The sequence below is a fragment of the Flavobacterium sp. W20_MBD1_R3 genome (genome assembly GCF_052119725.1).
Classification (GTDB): Bacteria; Bacteroidota; Bacteroidia; order Flavobacteriales; family Flavobacteriaceae; genus Flavobacterium.
In genome coordinates this window covers 272,530-288,680 of sequence record NZ_JBGQOR010000004.1, presented here as the reverse complement: position 1 = coordinate 288,680, position 16,151 = coordinate 272,530, and the positions used below count along the sequence as shown (strand labels likewise).

The window sequence follows — 16,151 nt, the reverse complement described above, 5'->3', positions numbered from 1 at the left end:
ACTTTTCTTGCTTTACTATTCGAAATAAACAGTATATTTGAAAGAAATAAACGATAGTTTTTTCACAGACTGACGTTAGGCGAAATATTACAACTTATGAGTAAAAAAACAACATATACTACATATAAAGAAATTGAAACAGAAATTGATGTAGATATTATTTTACTCAATTCACATATTTATACTACCAAGGATTTAAGTGAAATTGACAAGCAGCATAAAACTGAATCCGAAAAATTATATTTGTGTATAACCATAGAAATTGAACTTGACGATTTTGAATCGGTTTTAGACGCAGCAGCATACGCAAGACCAAGACTATTAATAATTCTTGGCATATTATCTTTTTTAACACAGGAATTATTTACCCCATTTGATTTTATTGGCAGTTATACAGTTGTAGGAATTTTAAAAAATATAAAAACAGAAAAGTTTTTATGTAACAAAATTGATTTATTAACCAGTATTGAAATGATTATTCAATTGGTTAATTCAAAAAAAGAAAATGATAAAAGACTTCTTTATTCATTGATAGACAGATATCGTAAAGCTTTTTATCTCGAACAAGAAAGTGAAGAAAATATGATTCATGATGACGAAATTCTACTTTCGTATTTTCATATACTTGAATTATTGTCAAACAAATATTATTCGAATCAAAAACAAAAAGCTACAAATTCAATAAATGATTTTACAGAATCAATTTTGAAAGAAATATATTTACTAGATGGCAGTCAACTTGAATCAGAACTTAATGCAAAGAAAAAATTAATAGAAAATCTATTGATTTCAAACATTCCAGTTGGAAGTAAAATAATGTATATGTTTGAAGAGCAAGGTATTTTAACCTTACGCTTAAAATATTTTATTTCCGAACTAATAAAGGATAGGAATTCTGTTGCACATGGAAGACAAGTATATCAAGAAAGAGTAATTTTTCCTATTCCTCCTTTTTTTCCTCTTATTAGAAATCGTGAATATTCATTTGAAATGTTAAGAATTCTAACAGGTAGAGCAATTTCACTTTTCTTAAACATGAACCACTTAAAAAATGAGTGGGAAGAAATAGATGAGTCACTAATGCCAACAATAGATGAATTAAACATTTTCATAAAGGAAAAAAAATATGAAAGTTTATCGATTGATGAGTTTTTTGCTGGAATTGAAAATGATATAGTCCCTTTTTCAATATCTTATTATCTAATTAATAATAAACTAATTATAGAAAAAGCTATACAATCTTTAAGTAACGTAATTGAAAATTACAGAGAGGTTGAAGAAGAAATAACGCAAATTATACTAGCTGTTATATTAATTGCAGACAAAACTGAAGGTAAACTAAGAGAAAAGTGTATAGAAATAATAAAAATAGCATCTGCAAATAGATGGTTGCCAGATTTTAAAATTAGAGATGTTTTGTATTATCTAGAATATTTAGGTCACCAACCCAAAATATTAAGAGAAATGATTTCAAATAAAGAAATAAAATAAATACGAACGCCTAACACTTGCTCACAAAAGATTTGGGCAATAGGCTTAATGGGAAAATGGTTTTGCGTTTGGGATGTTTAGGCAAATCCGAATATAAGGCTTAATTTAACCCCAAACCTCTTGTAGCAAGGGAACGTCAGGCGTCAGTTTGCCCGACAGACGTCCAATAATAATGTTGATTTTAAACAAAAAATAAATGAATATTTTCAGTAAACTATTTAACAGCAACGAAAATCCAAATTTAAATGTTTTGTTCGAGAATGAAAATTTCAAAAGGTTTATTTCAAAAGCAGAAGATATCTCAATTGGCTATAGCGAAATAAATATATTCAAATTAGAAAATATTGAAAAAGAACAAATTGGATATAGCGTAACAGAAAACGGAAAATCATTAGTCGGAAATAAGAATGGAGATTGGAAAAAAAATTGGATTGTAATTGCAACTGATAATATGGATGATCCAATATTTGTCGATATTGAAAATCCAAATTTGCCAGTTTATATTTCTGAACACGATAACGGGGAATGGGAAGAAAATTACATAGCAATTTCTATTGAAATATTTTCATCAATCTTAAACGATTTAAGGAATTTATCAATTAACAGACAAAATCCAGTTGAAATAGAGAAAAATCCAATTTCAGAAGCTGAATTAGAGTTGTTTTTAACTAAAACTAAAAATGATAATAATTGGATGGATATTGAATATTGGAAAATATTCTTAGAAAATGATTAATAAAAACCGAACGGCTAACAGCTACTACAACGGATTTGGGCAATAGGCTAAATGGAAAAATGGTTGAAACAGTAAATTAGTTTGAACGGCTTTATTTTCGGTGTGTAGGTTTTTTAAAATCATTGGAAATATTTATTAAATGTATTGAATGAATGTTGAATTTCTGTAAGTTGAATTGCCGATTTCTCTTTAGAAAACGCATCAACTAATGCTATGTAAGGTACTAACCATTTATGAAGTTCATCGTGAGCTTATCCTTTATGGTGCAATTGGAAGTGAGCAAATCTAAATTCACCTTTAATTTACCAGCCAATTACGAATAATTTTTATCCTTTGTTTTATCAAAATTAACCCCGTCTTTTTCCATGTTACGAATGTGAAGCATCATATTATCATCGACTTTTCACTTTTTTCCTTCGTTTAATTGAATGGCTTCGCTTACTGAATGTTAGCGTTTTCCGTTTTGATTTTAGTAGTTTATTTGTTTTTTCCCATTCCTTGTCCGTTTTTATGATTTTGTTGCAAATGGTCTTCAAACCATTCCGGTGTTTCAATTTCATTGTCATAAATATAGGCTGCAATTTTTGTTAAATCCTCCTTTGTAAATGCTTGTTTTGGCATAACTTTAAACTTATCAACAGCTCCAATCATCAATGCATTTTCAGTTTTTGGGTCGCTTGCATAAGATACAACTGCTTTTACAAAATCATCTTCAGAATCATACTCTTTCATGTATCTTCGTTTTACAGCTGCCATTGGCGGAGCAATAATTTCGTCATGAGATTTTGTTGTAACACTATGGCAAGCGTAACAATTTTGCTGAAATAGTTTTAAACCCTCTGTATTAGTTGTCGAGTTGATTTCATTTTTTGGAAGGGACGTTATTTTGTTATTACAACTTGAAAGAACAACAAAAAGAATTGCAATTATTATGAGATTTGTTTTCATATTATTTAATTAATTATTGCTACAGCCACCATTTGATTCGCTCAAAATAGTATTGTAATATTCACTAGAAATAAATTGAGGAATGTATGTTACTCCATTTGAAGAAAGTTGACTCGTGAAGGAGCGAATATGATTTTTAGAACCACAAGTTAAATTGTCATATACGCTTAATAAATCTGATTTAGTTGTGTTACTAATAAAATCATCTATATCATTAATGTCTAAATCTTCAATTATCGCTCCTACTTTTAATGCTTCCACAAGTGAAATATTAGATTGAGCTGTCAAATTGATGTAAAGTGCTTGTATATCTGTATTATTGAAAACTCCAATTTCCGTCGAAGCAGAGTCTGGAATTCCATATTTATTCATGAGATTTAAAACACTATTCATGTGTTTTTGTTCACTTTGAGAAATACTGTTAAAACTGCTCACTTGATATTTGCTGTATGAAAACAAATACACATCTCTAGCTAATTTTTCTTCTTCTCTTAGAAATTTCAAATCATCAATTTCCTCTTGCGTTATCGGAATTGAACTTTGATTGTCATCATCGCTTGAACAGCTACTTAATATCATTAATATTAAAACAGTAGCAAAAAGATTTTTTTTCATAATACAAATATTTAATTATTTAGCACTACTCAAATTTAGTTTTTGTTAAAATAGCGGACAGTAACAAAAGTCACTTAATCTATTCAATTCAAATAACTTAAGCAAATCCTAAGCAACTATTTGATCCACATTTCAGCAGGCATTCCTATTTTTAAAATACCATCATTTTTTACTTTCACTTTCACGGCATAAACTAGGTTTACTCGTTCTTCCTTAGTTTGGATAATTTTTGGTGTAAATTCTGCGGAAGATGCAATCCATGAAATAGCTCCTTGATATGATTTCATATCTTTTGGTGAATCAATTTTTACAGTTACATTTTGTCCTAATTTTATTTGTGACAATTGCATTTCACTTACATAAACCCGCAGTATCATATCGGAAATATCAGCGATTTTGTATAATGGTTTGCCAAAGGCGGTTATTTCTCCTGGCTCTGAATATTTAGTCAATACCGTTCCATTGATCGGATTAATAATTTTGCTTTTAGCGATTTGGTCATTGATTTTAGCAATTTGAACATCTATCGCTTTTAAATCATTTAGAATAGGCGCATTTAGCGTTCCAACACTTTTTATTTGCTCTTCGATAACTTTTACCTTTCCATCAATTTCATCTACTTGACGTTTGGTTGCAGCATTTTCTGCATACATATTACGGATTCTGTTTTGCTCTAAATTGGTGGTTTTTAGTTGCTCTAGCAAAACCCTTTTTTGCGATACTACATTGGCAGATTTAGATGAAACGGTGCTTTTAGAAGCAATTAATTGTTGTTTAGCAAAATGTAATTGCAAAGTATCAACCAACCCAACTTGTGATTGCGATTGCAAAACGTCTCCTTCTTCAAATTTCAGAAACTCAATTTTCCCGTTTGCTTCAGCAGAAACAGTTATTTCTGTTGCCTCAAAATTCCCGTATCCATCTGCCTTATCGCTGTTTTTATTACAGGAAACCAGACTCATAAGAACCAAGAGTGTGATGATTTTTTTCATGTTTATGTATTATTTTGTGTTTTTAAATTCAAATTTTTCAACGGATTGCAAAGAGCAGTAGTCCTTTATAACTTAAAATTATTTTTACAACCCTTTAGTAATTTGATAATTTGATTTGGCAGCAGCCAATTGAACTTCATGCACATTCAGAATATTCTTTGCTTCAAACAAATTAGTTAATTCTGTAAGATATTCAGACGCCGTTATAACTCCATTTTTCATTTGAGCATCTGACGATTTAATGATTTTTTCACGAATTTTAATTATTTCGCCATCCGAAAGTAAGAGTTGTTCCATTTTTTTAATTTCATAATCGAGCTCTTCCAATTGCATTTTGTTATTCAGTTCAAAGGTCTCTTTTTCTGATGTTACTAATTCTTTTGAAACATCCAGTGCCTTTAGGTCTGTTTTGGTTTTGCCCCAATCAAACACATTCCAATTGGCTTTTAAACCCACCACATAGAAAGTCTGGAAAGAATTATCTAACATATTTAGTCCGGAATTTCCGTAACCAGCTTGACCAAAAGCATTTATTTTTGGGAGATTAGATTTAGAAATTACATTTTTAGAAAACTCTAATTGTTGATTTTGCAAATCATATAAAGCTATCTCTGGTCGCATTCCTGATGCATTTATAGAATTAAAATCCGGTAAAACTACAATTGTCTCAAAATCAATTTTTGTAAAAGTTAATTCAGAAAGGTTGTTCAGTAATTTGATTTTTTCAAATTTAATTTCCGTCAGTTGCTGATTAATTTTAATAATTTCTGCCTCTAAAACTTGTTCAGATGCAGGCAATACAGCACCAAATTTTACCGCTGCTTTTACTTCCTTAACTTTCAATTCAAGTAATTCATTTTTTGACAATAATAAAGCGCTCTTTTGCTGAAGTACTAAAAGCGAGAAATAATACTGATTGATTCTACTTTTTAACTGATACAAACTAACGGTAACTTGTTGTTGTTGCGTTTTAGTTTGCGCACCTTTTAATGTAGTATTTGCAGCTATTGTACCTCCATTATAAATTAATTGATTTACATCTAAAGTTGCTCTATATTGGTCTTTATTTAAAGGCGAAACTCCGGGAAATGCTGCAGGAAATCCTATTACATCAGATTGGTAAGTTGCTTGAGCGTTTAGGTCAATTTTTGGTAATTTTCCTTTGCTTAGCGCCTCAATTTCATAACTTGCTTTTTGTTGCAGCAATACGCCTTGTTTTGATATAGGATAATTTTTAGTAGCTAGTGCGTAACAATCATCCAAGGTTAATGTATTTTGCGCTTGTGAACTTACTGCTAATAGAAATAATAGTATCAGGACTAATTTACTTTTCATAACTTAGATTTTTATAGCATTAATAATAAACTCCGCTACTTCCGTTTTTCTTTTTTCCAATATTTTATTGTAGTTGTCCTTGTCCACATTAACAAGAGCCATTAAAAGTGGTCCTCCAATAAATGGAAATATATTTAAACACATTATATTGATGAATAATTGTTCTGCTTCAATTGGTCTAATTATTCCTTGTAGGATAGCATCATTCACTTGAATTTTAAATTTATCAATAGAAGGGAAATTTTTTTCGGATCTAAGCTTTACTACAAATTCTGGATTTTTACTTAATTCCTGAATGACAAAATTTGGCAAATAAGGATGTTTAATTACAAACGAAACATAATTTGCGGTAAAATTTTTTATTTTTTCAAATAAACCACTGTCATCATTCAGTACTTTATTTAATTGTGGTGCACATATTGAAAAAGCACTTTTGAAAACTGCCTCAAATAATAGTTGTTTGCTTCTGTAATAGTAATGTAATAGTGCTTTATTGATTTTTAACTTGTCGGCTATTTCCTGCATTATGGCTCCTGCCATACCCTTTTGCTAGAAAATTTCTTTTGCAGCATTTAATATTTCGGTTTCAGTATTTTCAGTTTTAATTTTTTCCATATCATTTAAACAAACAGTTTAACCGTTTGGTTAACATCTATATTAAAAAAAATTAATAAACTCGACTTCAAATTTATTTTATAAATAACTAAAGTTAATAGTCACAAAAAAAAAGAGGGTATTTTTTTAGGTAAATTTAATTTAAAAACTTGATTTTAAGCATATTAAAAATATAAAGAAATATTATTTTTAAGATTAAAGCACTAAAATCAAACAAAAATAAAGTAGAAAAAAAGAAACAGTATCTGAATTATTAAAAAGAGCATTTTCAACAAATTGATAAAAAAAACCGATTAATAGCACTAAATAACAAAGTAATCTATGCAAATTAATAAAATCTGCAACAAAGGTTTAAGAGCCCGATGAATGTTTAGACTTATTTAGAATAGTCAATTTTGCCAACTGTTCGCATAACACGTGCAATTTTAGCTTTACGTCTATTGATATAAGAAGAAGAACTGGTCGCTGAATACTTTCTTGGATTGGGTAAAATTGCGGCAATTCCTGCCGCTTGCATGGGCGTCAGACTCGAGGCATCTTTTCGGTACCAATGTTCTGCAGCAGCCTGCGCACCATAAACACCATTTCCCATTTCAATACTATTCAAGTACACCTCCATAATGCGTTCTTTTCCCCAAATAATTTCAATCAGAACGGTAAAATAGGCTTCAAGTCCCTTTCTCAAATAACTACGACCTTGCCAGAGAAAAACATTCTTGGCCGTTTGCTGCGATATGGTACTTCCTCCTTTTATTCTCCGACCTCTTTCATTGCTTTTATACGCTTTTTGCATCGCAACAAAATCAAAACCATTGTGTTTCAAGAACGTCCCGTCTTCACTGGCAATTACTGCTTTTTGAAGATTAATAGATATGTTTTCAATAGGTTCCCAGTCGTGACTAAAAAGAACTTCTTTTCCAGCAGCTTTATTTTCTATTGCCCGAATCACCATTAAAGGCGTAAAAAGTACTGGAACAAATTTAAAGAGCACCACAAAAAATAAAGAGAATCCAAAAAACCATAAAAAAGCTTTCAATAAAAAACGAGTAAGTTTGCGCATAAAAGAGGTTGGTTCTTTTTTAACGGGTTGTCTTGATTTTCTTGGTGTTATTCTTGTTGCCATTATACTAAATCTGCTAATTCTGTTCCTATCAAACTGCCTATTGCCACTCCCATTCCACCTAATCGCACGCCACAATAAACATTATCAGACAGTTGTAAAACTATAGGGTTTTTGCTGTTGCCAATACCCATAATTCCGCTCCAGCGATGTGCAATTTGGAAATCCTGCTGAGGCAAAATTACCTCTTTTAATAGTTGTTCCAATTTATTTTGTACGATTTTTGTTTGCCCAAATTCACTAGTATTTTCCGCTTCAAAATCCAGATTTCTTCCACCGCCCAATAATATTCGGTCCCCTATATTCCTGAAATAATAATACCCTTTATCTAAATGAAAAGTTCCTTTTATATCTAAGTTTTTAATAGGTTCCGTAATTAAAACCTGCGCTCTTGCCGGCTTAACTGCCGCATTTGTCAATTCATTTGCAAAACCGTTAGTCGCAAACAATATTTTTTGGGTACTGAAACTGAAATCACCAAGTGCCACTTCTACTCCATTTCCTTTATCGAAATAAGAAGTGACGGTTTGTTGGTTCAGAATTAAAATATTCTTAGAAACCACTTCTTTCAACAACGCTTGCATCATATTTCCGGTGTCAATCTGTGCTTCAAACGGGTTGAATACTAAATATTCGTGTATCCCGTGAAACCCAAAACGGTCTACTTCCTTGGCAAAAACATCCGCTTTAAAAAGGGGTCTTAAAAGTTCATTGATAAAAGGCAATTTTGTAACGCAAGCACCGTAAAAACTTTCATCGTCTTTTAAGAACAACTCGTATCCGCCATACGGTTTGAAATCAATCGTGTCATCACCGAGTCTTTTTCGCAACAATTGCAGGCCTTTCCATCGTTTTTGCACCAGCTGAATCACTTCCTCTTCTGAATGGGATTTTAAATCATCTATGATTTCTGACAGACTACCAAAACACGCAAAACCAGCATTTTTAGTGCTTGCGCCTTGCGGCAACATTCCTTTTTCTAAAACTAGAATTTTGCTGTCCGGAAATCTCTCGCGCAAGCGTAAAGCGGCGTGTAAACCCACAATACCGCTTCCTACGATGGTATAATCGATATCAGTAAACCAGTTTTTTAATTCCCAATAGCTCAAATCCATGTTTAAATATTTTTCATAAAATTAATAATTTTTTGGAGCTATTCCCGATATCAATTTTAAATAAATTCACAGCACTCCAATTAAAGTTAAAGTAGCGTGAGGTACTCTTTTATTTTTATAAAATAAAAAAAAGGATTTTCACTTATATCGGGGATAAAACCAAGTGTTAAAAACAAAAAATCATCCGATTAAATTGGCTAATTTTAACTTTCGAAAAAATTAATAATTACAATGAAAAAAGCACTGCTAATACCCTTATTAATGATGAGTTTAACTGCTATGGCACAAAATGTAATGACTCCGGAACTGCTTTGGAAACTAGGAAGAGTAACTCCTTTAGGCATTTCCAAAGATGGAAAAAATATAGTTTATAAGGTCACAACCCCTTCGATTCAAGAAAATAATTCGGACACAAAATTCTATACTTTGCCGGTAAATGGAGGAAATCCAACGGAAATCAAAGATACCAATGACCTATTAAAAAACAAAAACATTTCGCCAGACGGTACTTATATTGTTTATAATGAGGAAGTAAAAATTGAAAAAGTTCACGGAAAAGATTTTTATCCAGAACTAGAAAAATCAGAAGTTCAAATCTATGACGGCTTAAATTATCGCCATTGGGACACTTGGAACGAAGGCAAATACAATCATGTTTTTTACAAAGAAAACAAAGAAGGCGCAGTGGGAATTGACATTATGAAAGGCGAAAATTTTGATAGCCCACAAAAACCTTTTGGTGGTGATGAAGATTATATTTGGTCGCCAGACAGCAAAAGCATTTTATATGTAAGCAAGAAAAAAGCAGGAACGGATTATGCAGTTTCTACTAACACTAATATCTTCGAATACAATCTAGAAACTGGAAAGACCATTAATACAACCGAAGAAAACTCAGGATATGATACCGCTCCACAATTTTCGCCAACAGGGAATTTGACTTGGTTACAAATGAAACGAGATGGTTATGAAGCCGATAAAAATGACCTCATTGTTAGTTTCAGAGGAATAAAAATGAACTTAACGGCTAATTGGGACGGAACTGTGGATCATTTTATGTGGAGCCCTGACGAAAAAAAAATCTATTTTGTAGCACCAGTAGACGGAACAAAGCAATTGTTTGAAGTCAATTTTCCGGGTCTGACTAAAATAGCAATTACCGTTCGCCAAATTACAAATGGTGATTATGATGTCAATGATTTAGTTTGTTTTTCCGGTGGTAACATCATCGTCACGAGAACTGATATGAATCATGCAGCAGAAATTTTTTCTTATAATTTAAAGCAAAATAGTTGGAAACAACTTTCAAATGTCAATTCGGCGACCTATGATTCTTTGGCGTTAAGCAAAACCGAAAGAAGATATGTAACCACAACGGATGGCAAAAAAATGTTGGTTTGGGTGGTCCTTCCTCCTAACTTTGATGCTTCAAAAAAATATCCAACACTTTTATATTGTCAAGGTGGTCCACAAGCTGCATTGACGCAGTTTTATTCCTTCCGATGGAATTTACAGCTAATGGCCGCTAACGGATATATTGTTGTGGCTCCAAACCGTCGCGGAATGCCGGGACATGGTGTGGAATGGAATGAGCAAATTAGCAAAGACTGGGGCGGACAAGTGATCGACGATTACCTATCAGCGATTGATGCCGTAGCCAAAGAAAAATATGTTGACGCATCTCGTTTAGGATGCGTTGGTGCTAGTTACGGGGGCTATTCCGTTTTCTATTTAGCTGGAACTCACAACAACCGATTCAAAACCTTTATTGCCCATGATGGTGTTTTTAATACCCAAAGCATGTTTGGAACTACAGAAGAAGTTTTCTTTAGCAACTGGGATTTTGGTGGCGCCTATTGGGAGAAAAATAATGCTGTAGCTCAAAAAACTTATACTACATTCAACCCAATGACTTTAGTCGAAAAATGGAATAAACCTATTTTAATTATTCAAGGTGGAAAAGATTTCCGTGTGCCAATAGGACAAGGTCAAGAAGCATTTCAAGCAGCGCAATTACGTGGCATAAAAAGTAGATTCCTGTATTTTCCGGAAGAAAATCATTGGGTGTTAAAACCACAAAATGCTCAGGTTTGGCAAAGTGAATTTTTCAAATGGCTGAAAGAGACTTTGTAAACTAGAACTTAAAGAAAATAAAACCTCACATTCCAGTGGGGTTTTTTGTTTGTATCAAAAACATTTTGAATAACTTAACTTTAAACACTTTTGTAATTTTTATCTTTGAAAAATGGATAATAAAAAAAGCTACATCCCAATAAAAGTTTTCATAAGCTATCTTGTCTTAGTACTGCTTTTTGGGAGCGTCGGCTGGTTTCTTTATACTGAAAACAAGAATTTTTCTACTGCTGAAGAGATAATAACCAACGAAAATAATACTGTTTTAATGGTCAGTAACCTCTTATCGAATACGTATGAAACAGAAAATTCAGCCCGAATCGCCATTCAAACCGAAACAGAAAAGGATTTTGAAATTTATATACAAAAAAATATTGCTTTAAAAGCAGATATTGATTCCTTGAAAATGTTCGTTTCCACGCCACACCAAATCACTTTACTTGATAGCGTTAAGCAATTGTTATCCAGGAAAACTATAAATATTCAGCAGCTTAAACTGATAAAGAACAAAACCGAAAACGAAGATGCAGTCAATGAAGCAATCAATGATTTGACCAGAATGGAATCCTCGCTAAGAAAGTTACAATTAGAAGATTTTGTGGAATATCCATCCCGAATGGGAAATTATCAACGCAATGTACTCAAAGACTATGTAGCCTATTTAAATCAAAACATTCCTGATGACCGCACTAATACACTAAGTAAAAAAGCGACCGATTCTATTTTACTGGTTTCTAAAAACTTACTCAGTGAGGTAAAAAAAGAAACAAGCCGAAAGAAAAAATTATTAAATTTTGAGGAAAACAAATTACTGCAAAATGAACTTTCTATCTCTGACCAGCTCAGAAAAGTCCTGATTATTATAGAACGTGAAATTATAATAAATACGACGAAAGATTATGTGGACCGACAAAATTCTTTGACAAAAACAAATAAAATTGTTTTTACAGCGGCTATCATAGGATTACTGTTAACCCTGTTTTTTTTAATCCTAATTCTAAGTGATTACTCTAAAACACAATCCTATAAGAAACAATTAGAAGTTGCCAATTTTAAAACCAAAAAACTTCTTCTTAGCCGAGAGCAACTCATTGCAACCGTAAGCCACGACTTAAAGACCCCTCTAAGTACAATTATTGGTTACACAGAGCTCCTTAGCAATTCCACTTTAAACAATAAACAAAACTACTACGTTAAAAACATCAAAGGTTCCTCCGATTACATTACGCAACTAGTTCGAGATTTGCTTGATTTAACTCAAATAGAGGCTGGTAAAATATCGGTAGAAAAAATTCCGTTCTCGCTCTGCGATATGATTAATCAAGTAGGAAATAGCATTCAATCCGTTCATTCGCACAAACCAATCCAATTAATTATTGACATTGACCCAAATCTCGAAAACAGAATAATAGGTGATCCCTTTCGACTAAGACAAATTATATCAAACCTAATTGGAAATGCCTTCAAGTTCACCGAAGAAGGATACATAAAAATTACTGCTAAAATTCAGTACGAAGCACAACTAATACTAATCCAAATTGAAGATTCCGGTATAGGAATTGCAACAAAAAACCAACAACTAATCTTTGAAGAATTCACACAAGCAGATGAAAATATCGAAAAAAAATATGGAGGAACAGGTTTAGGACTTACAATCTCTAAAAAAATAGCAGCAATTTTAGGAGGTGACTTATATTTAAAAAGTGAACTCGGTGAAGGAAGCCTCTTTACTCTCCAAATTCCGCTACAATTTTATACCGTAGTTCTTGATAAGCAAAACAATGCCAATCTCACAAAACAGAAATACACAGCAATAGTGATTGATGACGATGAGAGCTTATTACGCTTAACTAGTGAAGTTTTAAAACAAAACCATTATACCGTATTCCCTTTTACTAATGCAAAAGAAGCACTAAATGCACTATCAAATATTGACTTTGATTTTATCATCACCGACATTCAAATGCCAATGATAGATGGATTTTTGTTTTTGAAAGAGCTAATAAAAAATACCAAATACCAATATAAAAACCAACCTGTGATAGCAGTCACCGGAAAAAATGACGTAAATATAGAACACTACAAAAAAGCTGGATTTATAACGATAGTCAGCAAACCATACTCGCCTAAAATACTGCTAAAAACATTACAATCAATTTTAGATAATGATGACATTCCTTTAGAAAAAAATCTTAAAAACAAGACAATAAAAAGTAGTGGACCATATTCACTTAAAGCCTTACAAGCCTTTTTATCAAATGATCAAGAAGCTCTAAAAGAAGTTTTAGTCCAGTTTATAAAAGCTACAGCGGAGAACTTAGAAAATTTAGATCAAGCAGTTTCGAACACTAATTTTGCTGAAATTAAACATACAGCTCATAAAATGGGACCTATGTTCAAGCAAATTAATGCCTCCGAAATTAGTGTTATTTTAGATACATTAGAACTAAAAGATTTAGCCAAAGAGGAAGTAGGCGTAGCTTCAATAAATTTAAAGCTGAAAATAAGGTCACTTTTTATCCTTTTAGAAAAGGAAATTATCTAATTTAGATTGTATAACTTTAATTTATTATAAAGTGTTTTTCTATTTATTTTCAACAATCTAGCTGCTTCGGTTTTATTATTATTAGTTTTGACTAAAGCTTCCTGAATAACTTCTTTTTCATTTTGGGACAAAGACAAATCCTGTGAAACTTGATCTTCATTTTGAAAAAATTCTGATGGAAGTGCTGACTTTTCAATAAAGTCTCCTCGCGACAATAGTGTTGCTCTTTTGATGCAATTTTGAAGCTCCCGCAGGTTACCTGGCCATCTATAGTTTTGAAAAATAGTGATGACTTCAGTAGAAAGTCCGATAATATTCTTGTTTAACTCCTCATTTGATTTTTCAAGAAAAAAATCAGAAAAGACCATCAAATCTTCATCGCGATCTACTAAAGAAGGGGAATGAATAGAAAATTCGTTGATTCTATGGTATAAATCTTCACGAAAAGCTCCGTTTTTGACAGCTTCACGCAAGTCTTCGTTAGTTGCAGTAATGATTCTAATATCAACTTCAATTTCTTTATTACTGCCAACTGGCTTTATTTTTCTTTCTTGTAATGCTCTTAAAAGCTGGATCTGATTTTCATAGGAAAGATTTCCTATTTCATCAAGAAATATTGTACCACCGCTAGCAGCCTCAAAAAACCCAATTTTATCTTGTATTGCCCCAGTAAAAGATCCTTTTACATGCCCAAAAAACTCACTTGCAGCTAATTCCCTGGGAATGGAGCCACAGTCTACAGCAATAAAATTAGCGCTTTTTCTTGAACTATTTTGGTGGATGCTTTTTGCAATAACTTCTTTTCCAGTCCCGCTCTCACCGATAATTAAAACCGACATATTTGTTGGGCTAACAAGTTCGATATATTCGGCCAATTTTTGCGAAGCTTTAGAAATCCCCATAACAAATTCACGGGTTGTTTTCTTTATGATTTCATTTCCCGTTTTAGGTGTGGAAACAACTTTTTCGATATTTATTTTCTCTGAAATTTGAAGAGAATTATTAATAACCAATAGCACTTCTTCTGGATTGAATGGTTTAGAAATATAGTCTGCCGCACCATTTTTTATGGCTTTTACTGCCGTGCTCACGTCAGAATACCCAGTCATTAATATCACGGGGACAGTAGGATGAGTACTCTTGATTTCAGACATAAGTTTAATTCCATCGTAATTAGGAAGCCTTAAGTCAGTTATGATCAAATCAAATTTACTGTTTTCTATTAGGGATTTTGCCTCTTCGGCTGAAAACGCAATGGCCACCTCAAAGGAATTTTTGATCAGAAATTTTTCTAATAGTTTACAAAAAGCAACATCATCTTCAATCAATAAAATTCTGGCCATTATATTTCAACTTTATTGCTAAAATAGAGGTAATAAATTTGTATTTTCATAATTTTTTGCAAAAAAAAGGAGACTGTTAAAACAATCTCCTTTTTTAGAAATAAATATTCCCCCAAATTATTTATTTACCAAGTGCCTTCAGCATCCGCATAAACAGTAGCTTTCTGGTCTACAACTTTAATTTCTTACTTGTATACTTTCCTAGCATCCACATAAGCTTTTTGAAGCACTACTTCTAGATATGCTTTTTGAGGCCTGAATTTACTGCTTGTAAAACGGCACCTTCCTATACTTCAGTATATGCCTCCTGAAGTAAAACTGCATGACTTTGTGTATTCTAAAGAACAAGTCTCGCTGCAAATGTGGATATACTTCCCAGATAAATAGCTACTAATAAAATTACTTTTTTATATTATTTTGCTTAAAATTGTGCTATTCCAAAGAATTATTTTTGAATCCATTTCCCATTTGCATCTGCAAAAAGAACAACTTTTATCTCTGACGCAGTCACTTCTAATTTGTATTCTTTATTTGCGTTTACGTACGCTTTATCTAGAATAGCATCTGGGTGATCTGCTAGTAAAGCGGCTGTAATCGCTTTTGGCACTTCTGCCCCTTTGACCTCAATGTATTCCTCTTGAGTCGCTACTATTTGTAAAATTTCATTTGAAATTGGGAAAGTAGTTGCAAATGCTGACATACTTCCTAAAACTATTGCTGCTGATACCATTAACTTTTTCATCTTTTTTGTTTTTTTGAATTGTTAGTATTTAATATTTTATTTTTGAATCCATTTTCCAGTTGCATCTGCAAAAAGATTTCCTTTTTTATCACCAACAGTGATATCCAATTTATATTCCTTCTTAGCATTTGTATATGCTTTGTCTAGAACGGCATCCGGGTAAGCTGTTTGTAAAGCTTTTGTAATCGCTTCTGGAACCTCATCATTTTTTACTTCAAGGTATTCTTCTTGAATTGAAGCTGTTTCCACTGGTGTACTTGGTGCTTGAGCTGTCGCTGTTTGGGTTGATAAACCTGCAATTACGATGGCTGCTGATAGAATTAATTTTTTCATGGTGACTTAATTTTAGATTAGTTTAATACTCATTGTTGTTTATGTAGATGAAATAATTATACCAAAGTAGAAACACAAGCTAACACAC

General features: G+C 32.2%; 14 protein-coding genes. 4 read left to right on the top strand and 10 right to left on the bottom strand.

Features of this window, described 5'->3' with window-relative positions; all coding sequences use genetic code 11:
* Positions 1-96: 96 nt before the first annotated feature.
* Positions 97-1,491, top strand: a complete 1,395-nt coding sequence (locus tag ACEN2F_RS08830; protein ID WP_441738015.1) for a hypothetical protein — start codon at positions 97-99, stop codon at positions 1,489-1,491.
* A 196-nt stretch (positions 1,492-1,687) separates the two neighbouring features.
* Entirely contained in the window at positions 1,688-2,227 is a 540-nt protein-coding gene (locus tag ACEN2F_RS08825) for a hypothetical protein (RefSeq protein ID WP_441738013.1), read from the top strand.
* A 477-nt stretch (positions 2,228-2,704) separates the two neighbouring features.
* Here the strand turns inward: ACEN2F_RS08825 and ACEN2F_RS08820 are convergent, their stop codons facing one another.
* The 7 genes from ACEN2F_RS08820 to ACEN2F_RS08790 all read right to left on the bottom strand — a co-directional run bounded on the left by ACEN2F_RS08820 (position 2,705) and on the right by ACEN2F_RS08790 (position 8,967).
* Complete coding sequence (locus tag ACEN2F_RS08820; RefSeq protein WP_441738012.1) at positions 2,705-3,175, bottom strand: c-type cytochrome; 471 nt, start codon at positions 3,173-3,175, stop codon at positions 2,705-2,707.
* Positions 3,176-3,184: 9 nt separating this feature from the next.
* On the bottom strand, positions 3,185-3,790 hold the full coding sequence (locus tag ACEN2F_RS08815) for a DUF2202 domain-containing protein (RefSeq protein WP_441738010.1): 606 nt from the start codon (positions 3,788-3,790) through the stop codon (positions 3,185-3,187).
* 116 nt (positions 3,791-3,906) lie between these two features.
* The gene (locus ACEN2F_RS08810) at positions 3,907-4,782 is read right to left on the bottom strand and encodes an HlyD family secretion protein (RefSeq protein ID WP_441738008.1); all 876 of its coding nucleotides are present in this window, start codon (positions 4,780-4,782) and stop codon (positions 3,907-3,909) included.
* An 84-nt stretch (positions 4,783-4,866) separates the two neighbouring features.
* Positions 4,867-6,117 (bottom strand): TolC family protein, encoded by a 1,251-nt coding sequence (locus ACEN2F_RS08805; RefSeq protein WP_441738006.1) that lies wholly within the window; start codon positions 6,115-6,117, stop codon positions 4,867-4,869.
* Positions 6,118-6,120: 3 nt separating this feature from the next.
* Positions 6,121-6,657 (bottom strand): TetR/AcrR family transcriptional regulator, encoded by a 537-nt coding sequence (locus ACEN2F_RS08800; RefSeq protein WP_441738004.1) that lies wholly within the window; start codon positions 6,655-6,657, stop codon positions 6,121-6,123.
* Positions 6,658-7,108: 451 nt separating this feature from the next.
* The gene (gene mtgA, locus ACEN2F_RS08795; protein WP_441738002.1) at positions 7,109-7,855 is read right to left on the bottom strand and encodes a monofunctional biosynthetic peptidoglycan transglycosylase; all 747 of its coding nucleotides are present in this window, start codon (positions 7,853-7,855) and stop codon (positions 7,109-7,111) included.
* A complete protein-coding gene (locus ACEN2F_RS08790; RefSeq protein ID WP_441738001.1) occupies positions 7,855-8,967 on the bottom strand; it encodes an NAD(P)/FAD-dependent oxidoreductase in 1,113 nt (370 codons plus the stop codon). The genes mtgA and ACEN2F_RS08790 overlap by 1 nt, the downstream gene beginning before the upstream one ends.
* Before the next feature lie 231 nt (positions 8,968-9,198).
* Here ACEN2F_RS08790 and ACEN2F_RS08785 point away from each other — a divergent pair, with 231 nt between their 5' ends.
* Entirely contained in the window at positions 9,199-11,100 is a 1,902-nt protein-coding gene (locus ACEN2F_RS08785; RefSeq protein WP_441737999.1) for an alpha/beta fold hydrolase, read from the top strand.
* A gap of 112 nt (positions 11,101-11,212) precedes the next feature.
* Complete coding sequence (locus tag ACEN2F_RS08780; RefSeq protein WP_441737997.1) at positions 11,213-13,645, top strand: ATP-binding response regulator; 2,433 nt, start codon at positions 11,213-11,215, stop codon at positions 13,643-13,645.
* Here ACEN2F_RS08780 and ACEN2F_RS08775 read toward each other — a convergent pair.
* From ACEN2F_RS08775 to ACEN2F_RS08765, 3 genes are all read right to left on the bottom strand, one after another.
* Positions 13,642-14,988 carry a sigma-54-dependent transcriptional regulator gene (locus ACEN2F_RS08775; RefSeq protein WP_441737995.1) on the bottom strand — a complete coding sequence of 449 codons (1,347 nt, stop codon included), beginning with the start codon at positions 14,986-14,988 and terminating at the stop codon, positions 13,642-13,644. The two genes, ACEN2F_RS08780 and ACEN2F_RS08775, sit on opposite strands and share 4 nt — an antisense overlap.
* A 445-nt stretch (positions 14,989-15,433) precedes the next feature.
* On the bottom strand, positions 15,434-15,730 hold the full coding sequence (locus tag ACEN2F_RS08770; protein ID WP_441737993.1) for a hypothetical protein: 297 nt from the start codon (positions 15,728-15,730) through the stop codon (positions 15,434-15,436).
* 36 nt (positions 15,731-15,766) lie between these two features.
* Entirely contained in the window at positions 15,767-16,063 is a 297-nt protein-coding gene (locus tag ACEN2F_RS08765) for a hypothetical protein (RefSeq protein WP_441737991.1), read from the bottom strand.
* Positions 16,064-16,151 lie beyond the last annotated feature (88 nt).

Excerpts from the sequence above, each read along its gene's own strand:
- ACEN2F_RS08820 (WP_441738012.1), bottom strand. The coding sequence starts at position 3,175 with ATGAAAACAAATCTCATAATAATTGCAATTCTTTTTGTTGTTCTTTCA.
- ACEN2F_RS08805 (WP_441738006.1), bottom strand. The coding sequence starts at position 6,117 with ATGAAAAGTAAATTAGTCCTGATACTATTATTTCTATTAGCAGTAAGT.
- ACEN2F_RS08775 (WP_441737995.1), bottom strand. The coding sequence starts at position 14,988 with ATGGCCAGAATTTTATTGATTGAAGATGATGTTGCTTTTTGTAAACTA.
- ACEN2F_RS08830 (WP_441738015.1), top strand. The coding sequence starts at position 97 with ATGAGTAAAAAAACAACATATACTACATATAAAGAAATTGAAACAGAA.
- mtgA (WP_441738002.1), bottom strand. The coding sequence starts at position 7,855 with ATGGCAACAAGAATAACACCAAGAAAATCAAGACAACCCGTTAAAAAA.
- ACEN2F_RS08810 (WP_441738008.1), bottom strand. The coding sequence starts at position 4,782 with ATGAAAAAAATCATCACACTCTTGGTTCTTATGAGTCTGGTTTCCTGT.
- ACEN2F_RS08780 (WP_441737997.1), top strand. The coding sequence starts at position 11,213 with ATGGATAATAAAAAAAGCTACATCCCAATAAAAGTTTTCATAAGCTAT.
- ACEN2F_RS08770 (WP_441737993.1), bottom strand. The coding sequence starts at position 15,730 with ATGAAAAAGTTAATGGTATCAGCAGCAATAGTTTTAGGAAGTATGTCA.
- ACEN2F_RS08790 (WP_441738001.1), bottom strand. The coding sequence starts at position 8,967 with ATGGATTTGAGCTATTGGGAATTAAAAAACTGGTTTACTGATATCGAT.
- ACEN2F_RS08815 (WP_441738010.1), bottom strand. The coding sequence starts at position 3,790 with ATGAAAAAAAATCTTTTTGCTACTGTTTTAATATTAATGATATTAAGT.
- ACEN2F_RS08765 (WP_441737991.1), bottom strand. The coding sequence starts at position 16,063 with ATGAAAAAATTAATTCTATCAGCAGCCATCGTAATTGCAGGTTTATCA.
- ACEN2F_RS08800 (WP_441738004.1), bottom strand. The coding sequence starts at position 6,657 with ATGGCAGGAGCCATAATGCAGGAAATAGCCGACAAGTTAAAAATCAAT.
- ACEN2F_RS08825 (WP_441738013.1), top strand. The coding sequence starts at position 1,688 with ATGAATATTTTCAGTAAACTATTTAACAGCAACGAAAATCCAAATTTA.
- ACEN2F_RS08785 (WP_441737999.1), top strand. The coding sequence starts at position 9,199 with ATGAAAAAAGCACTGCTAATACCCTTATTAATGATGAGTTTAACTGCT.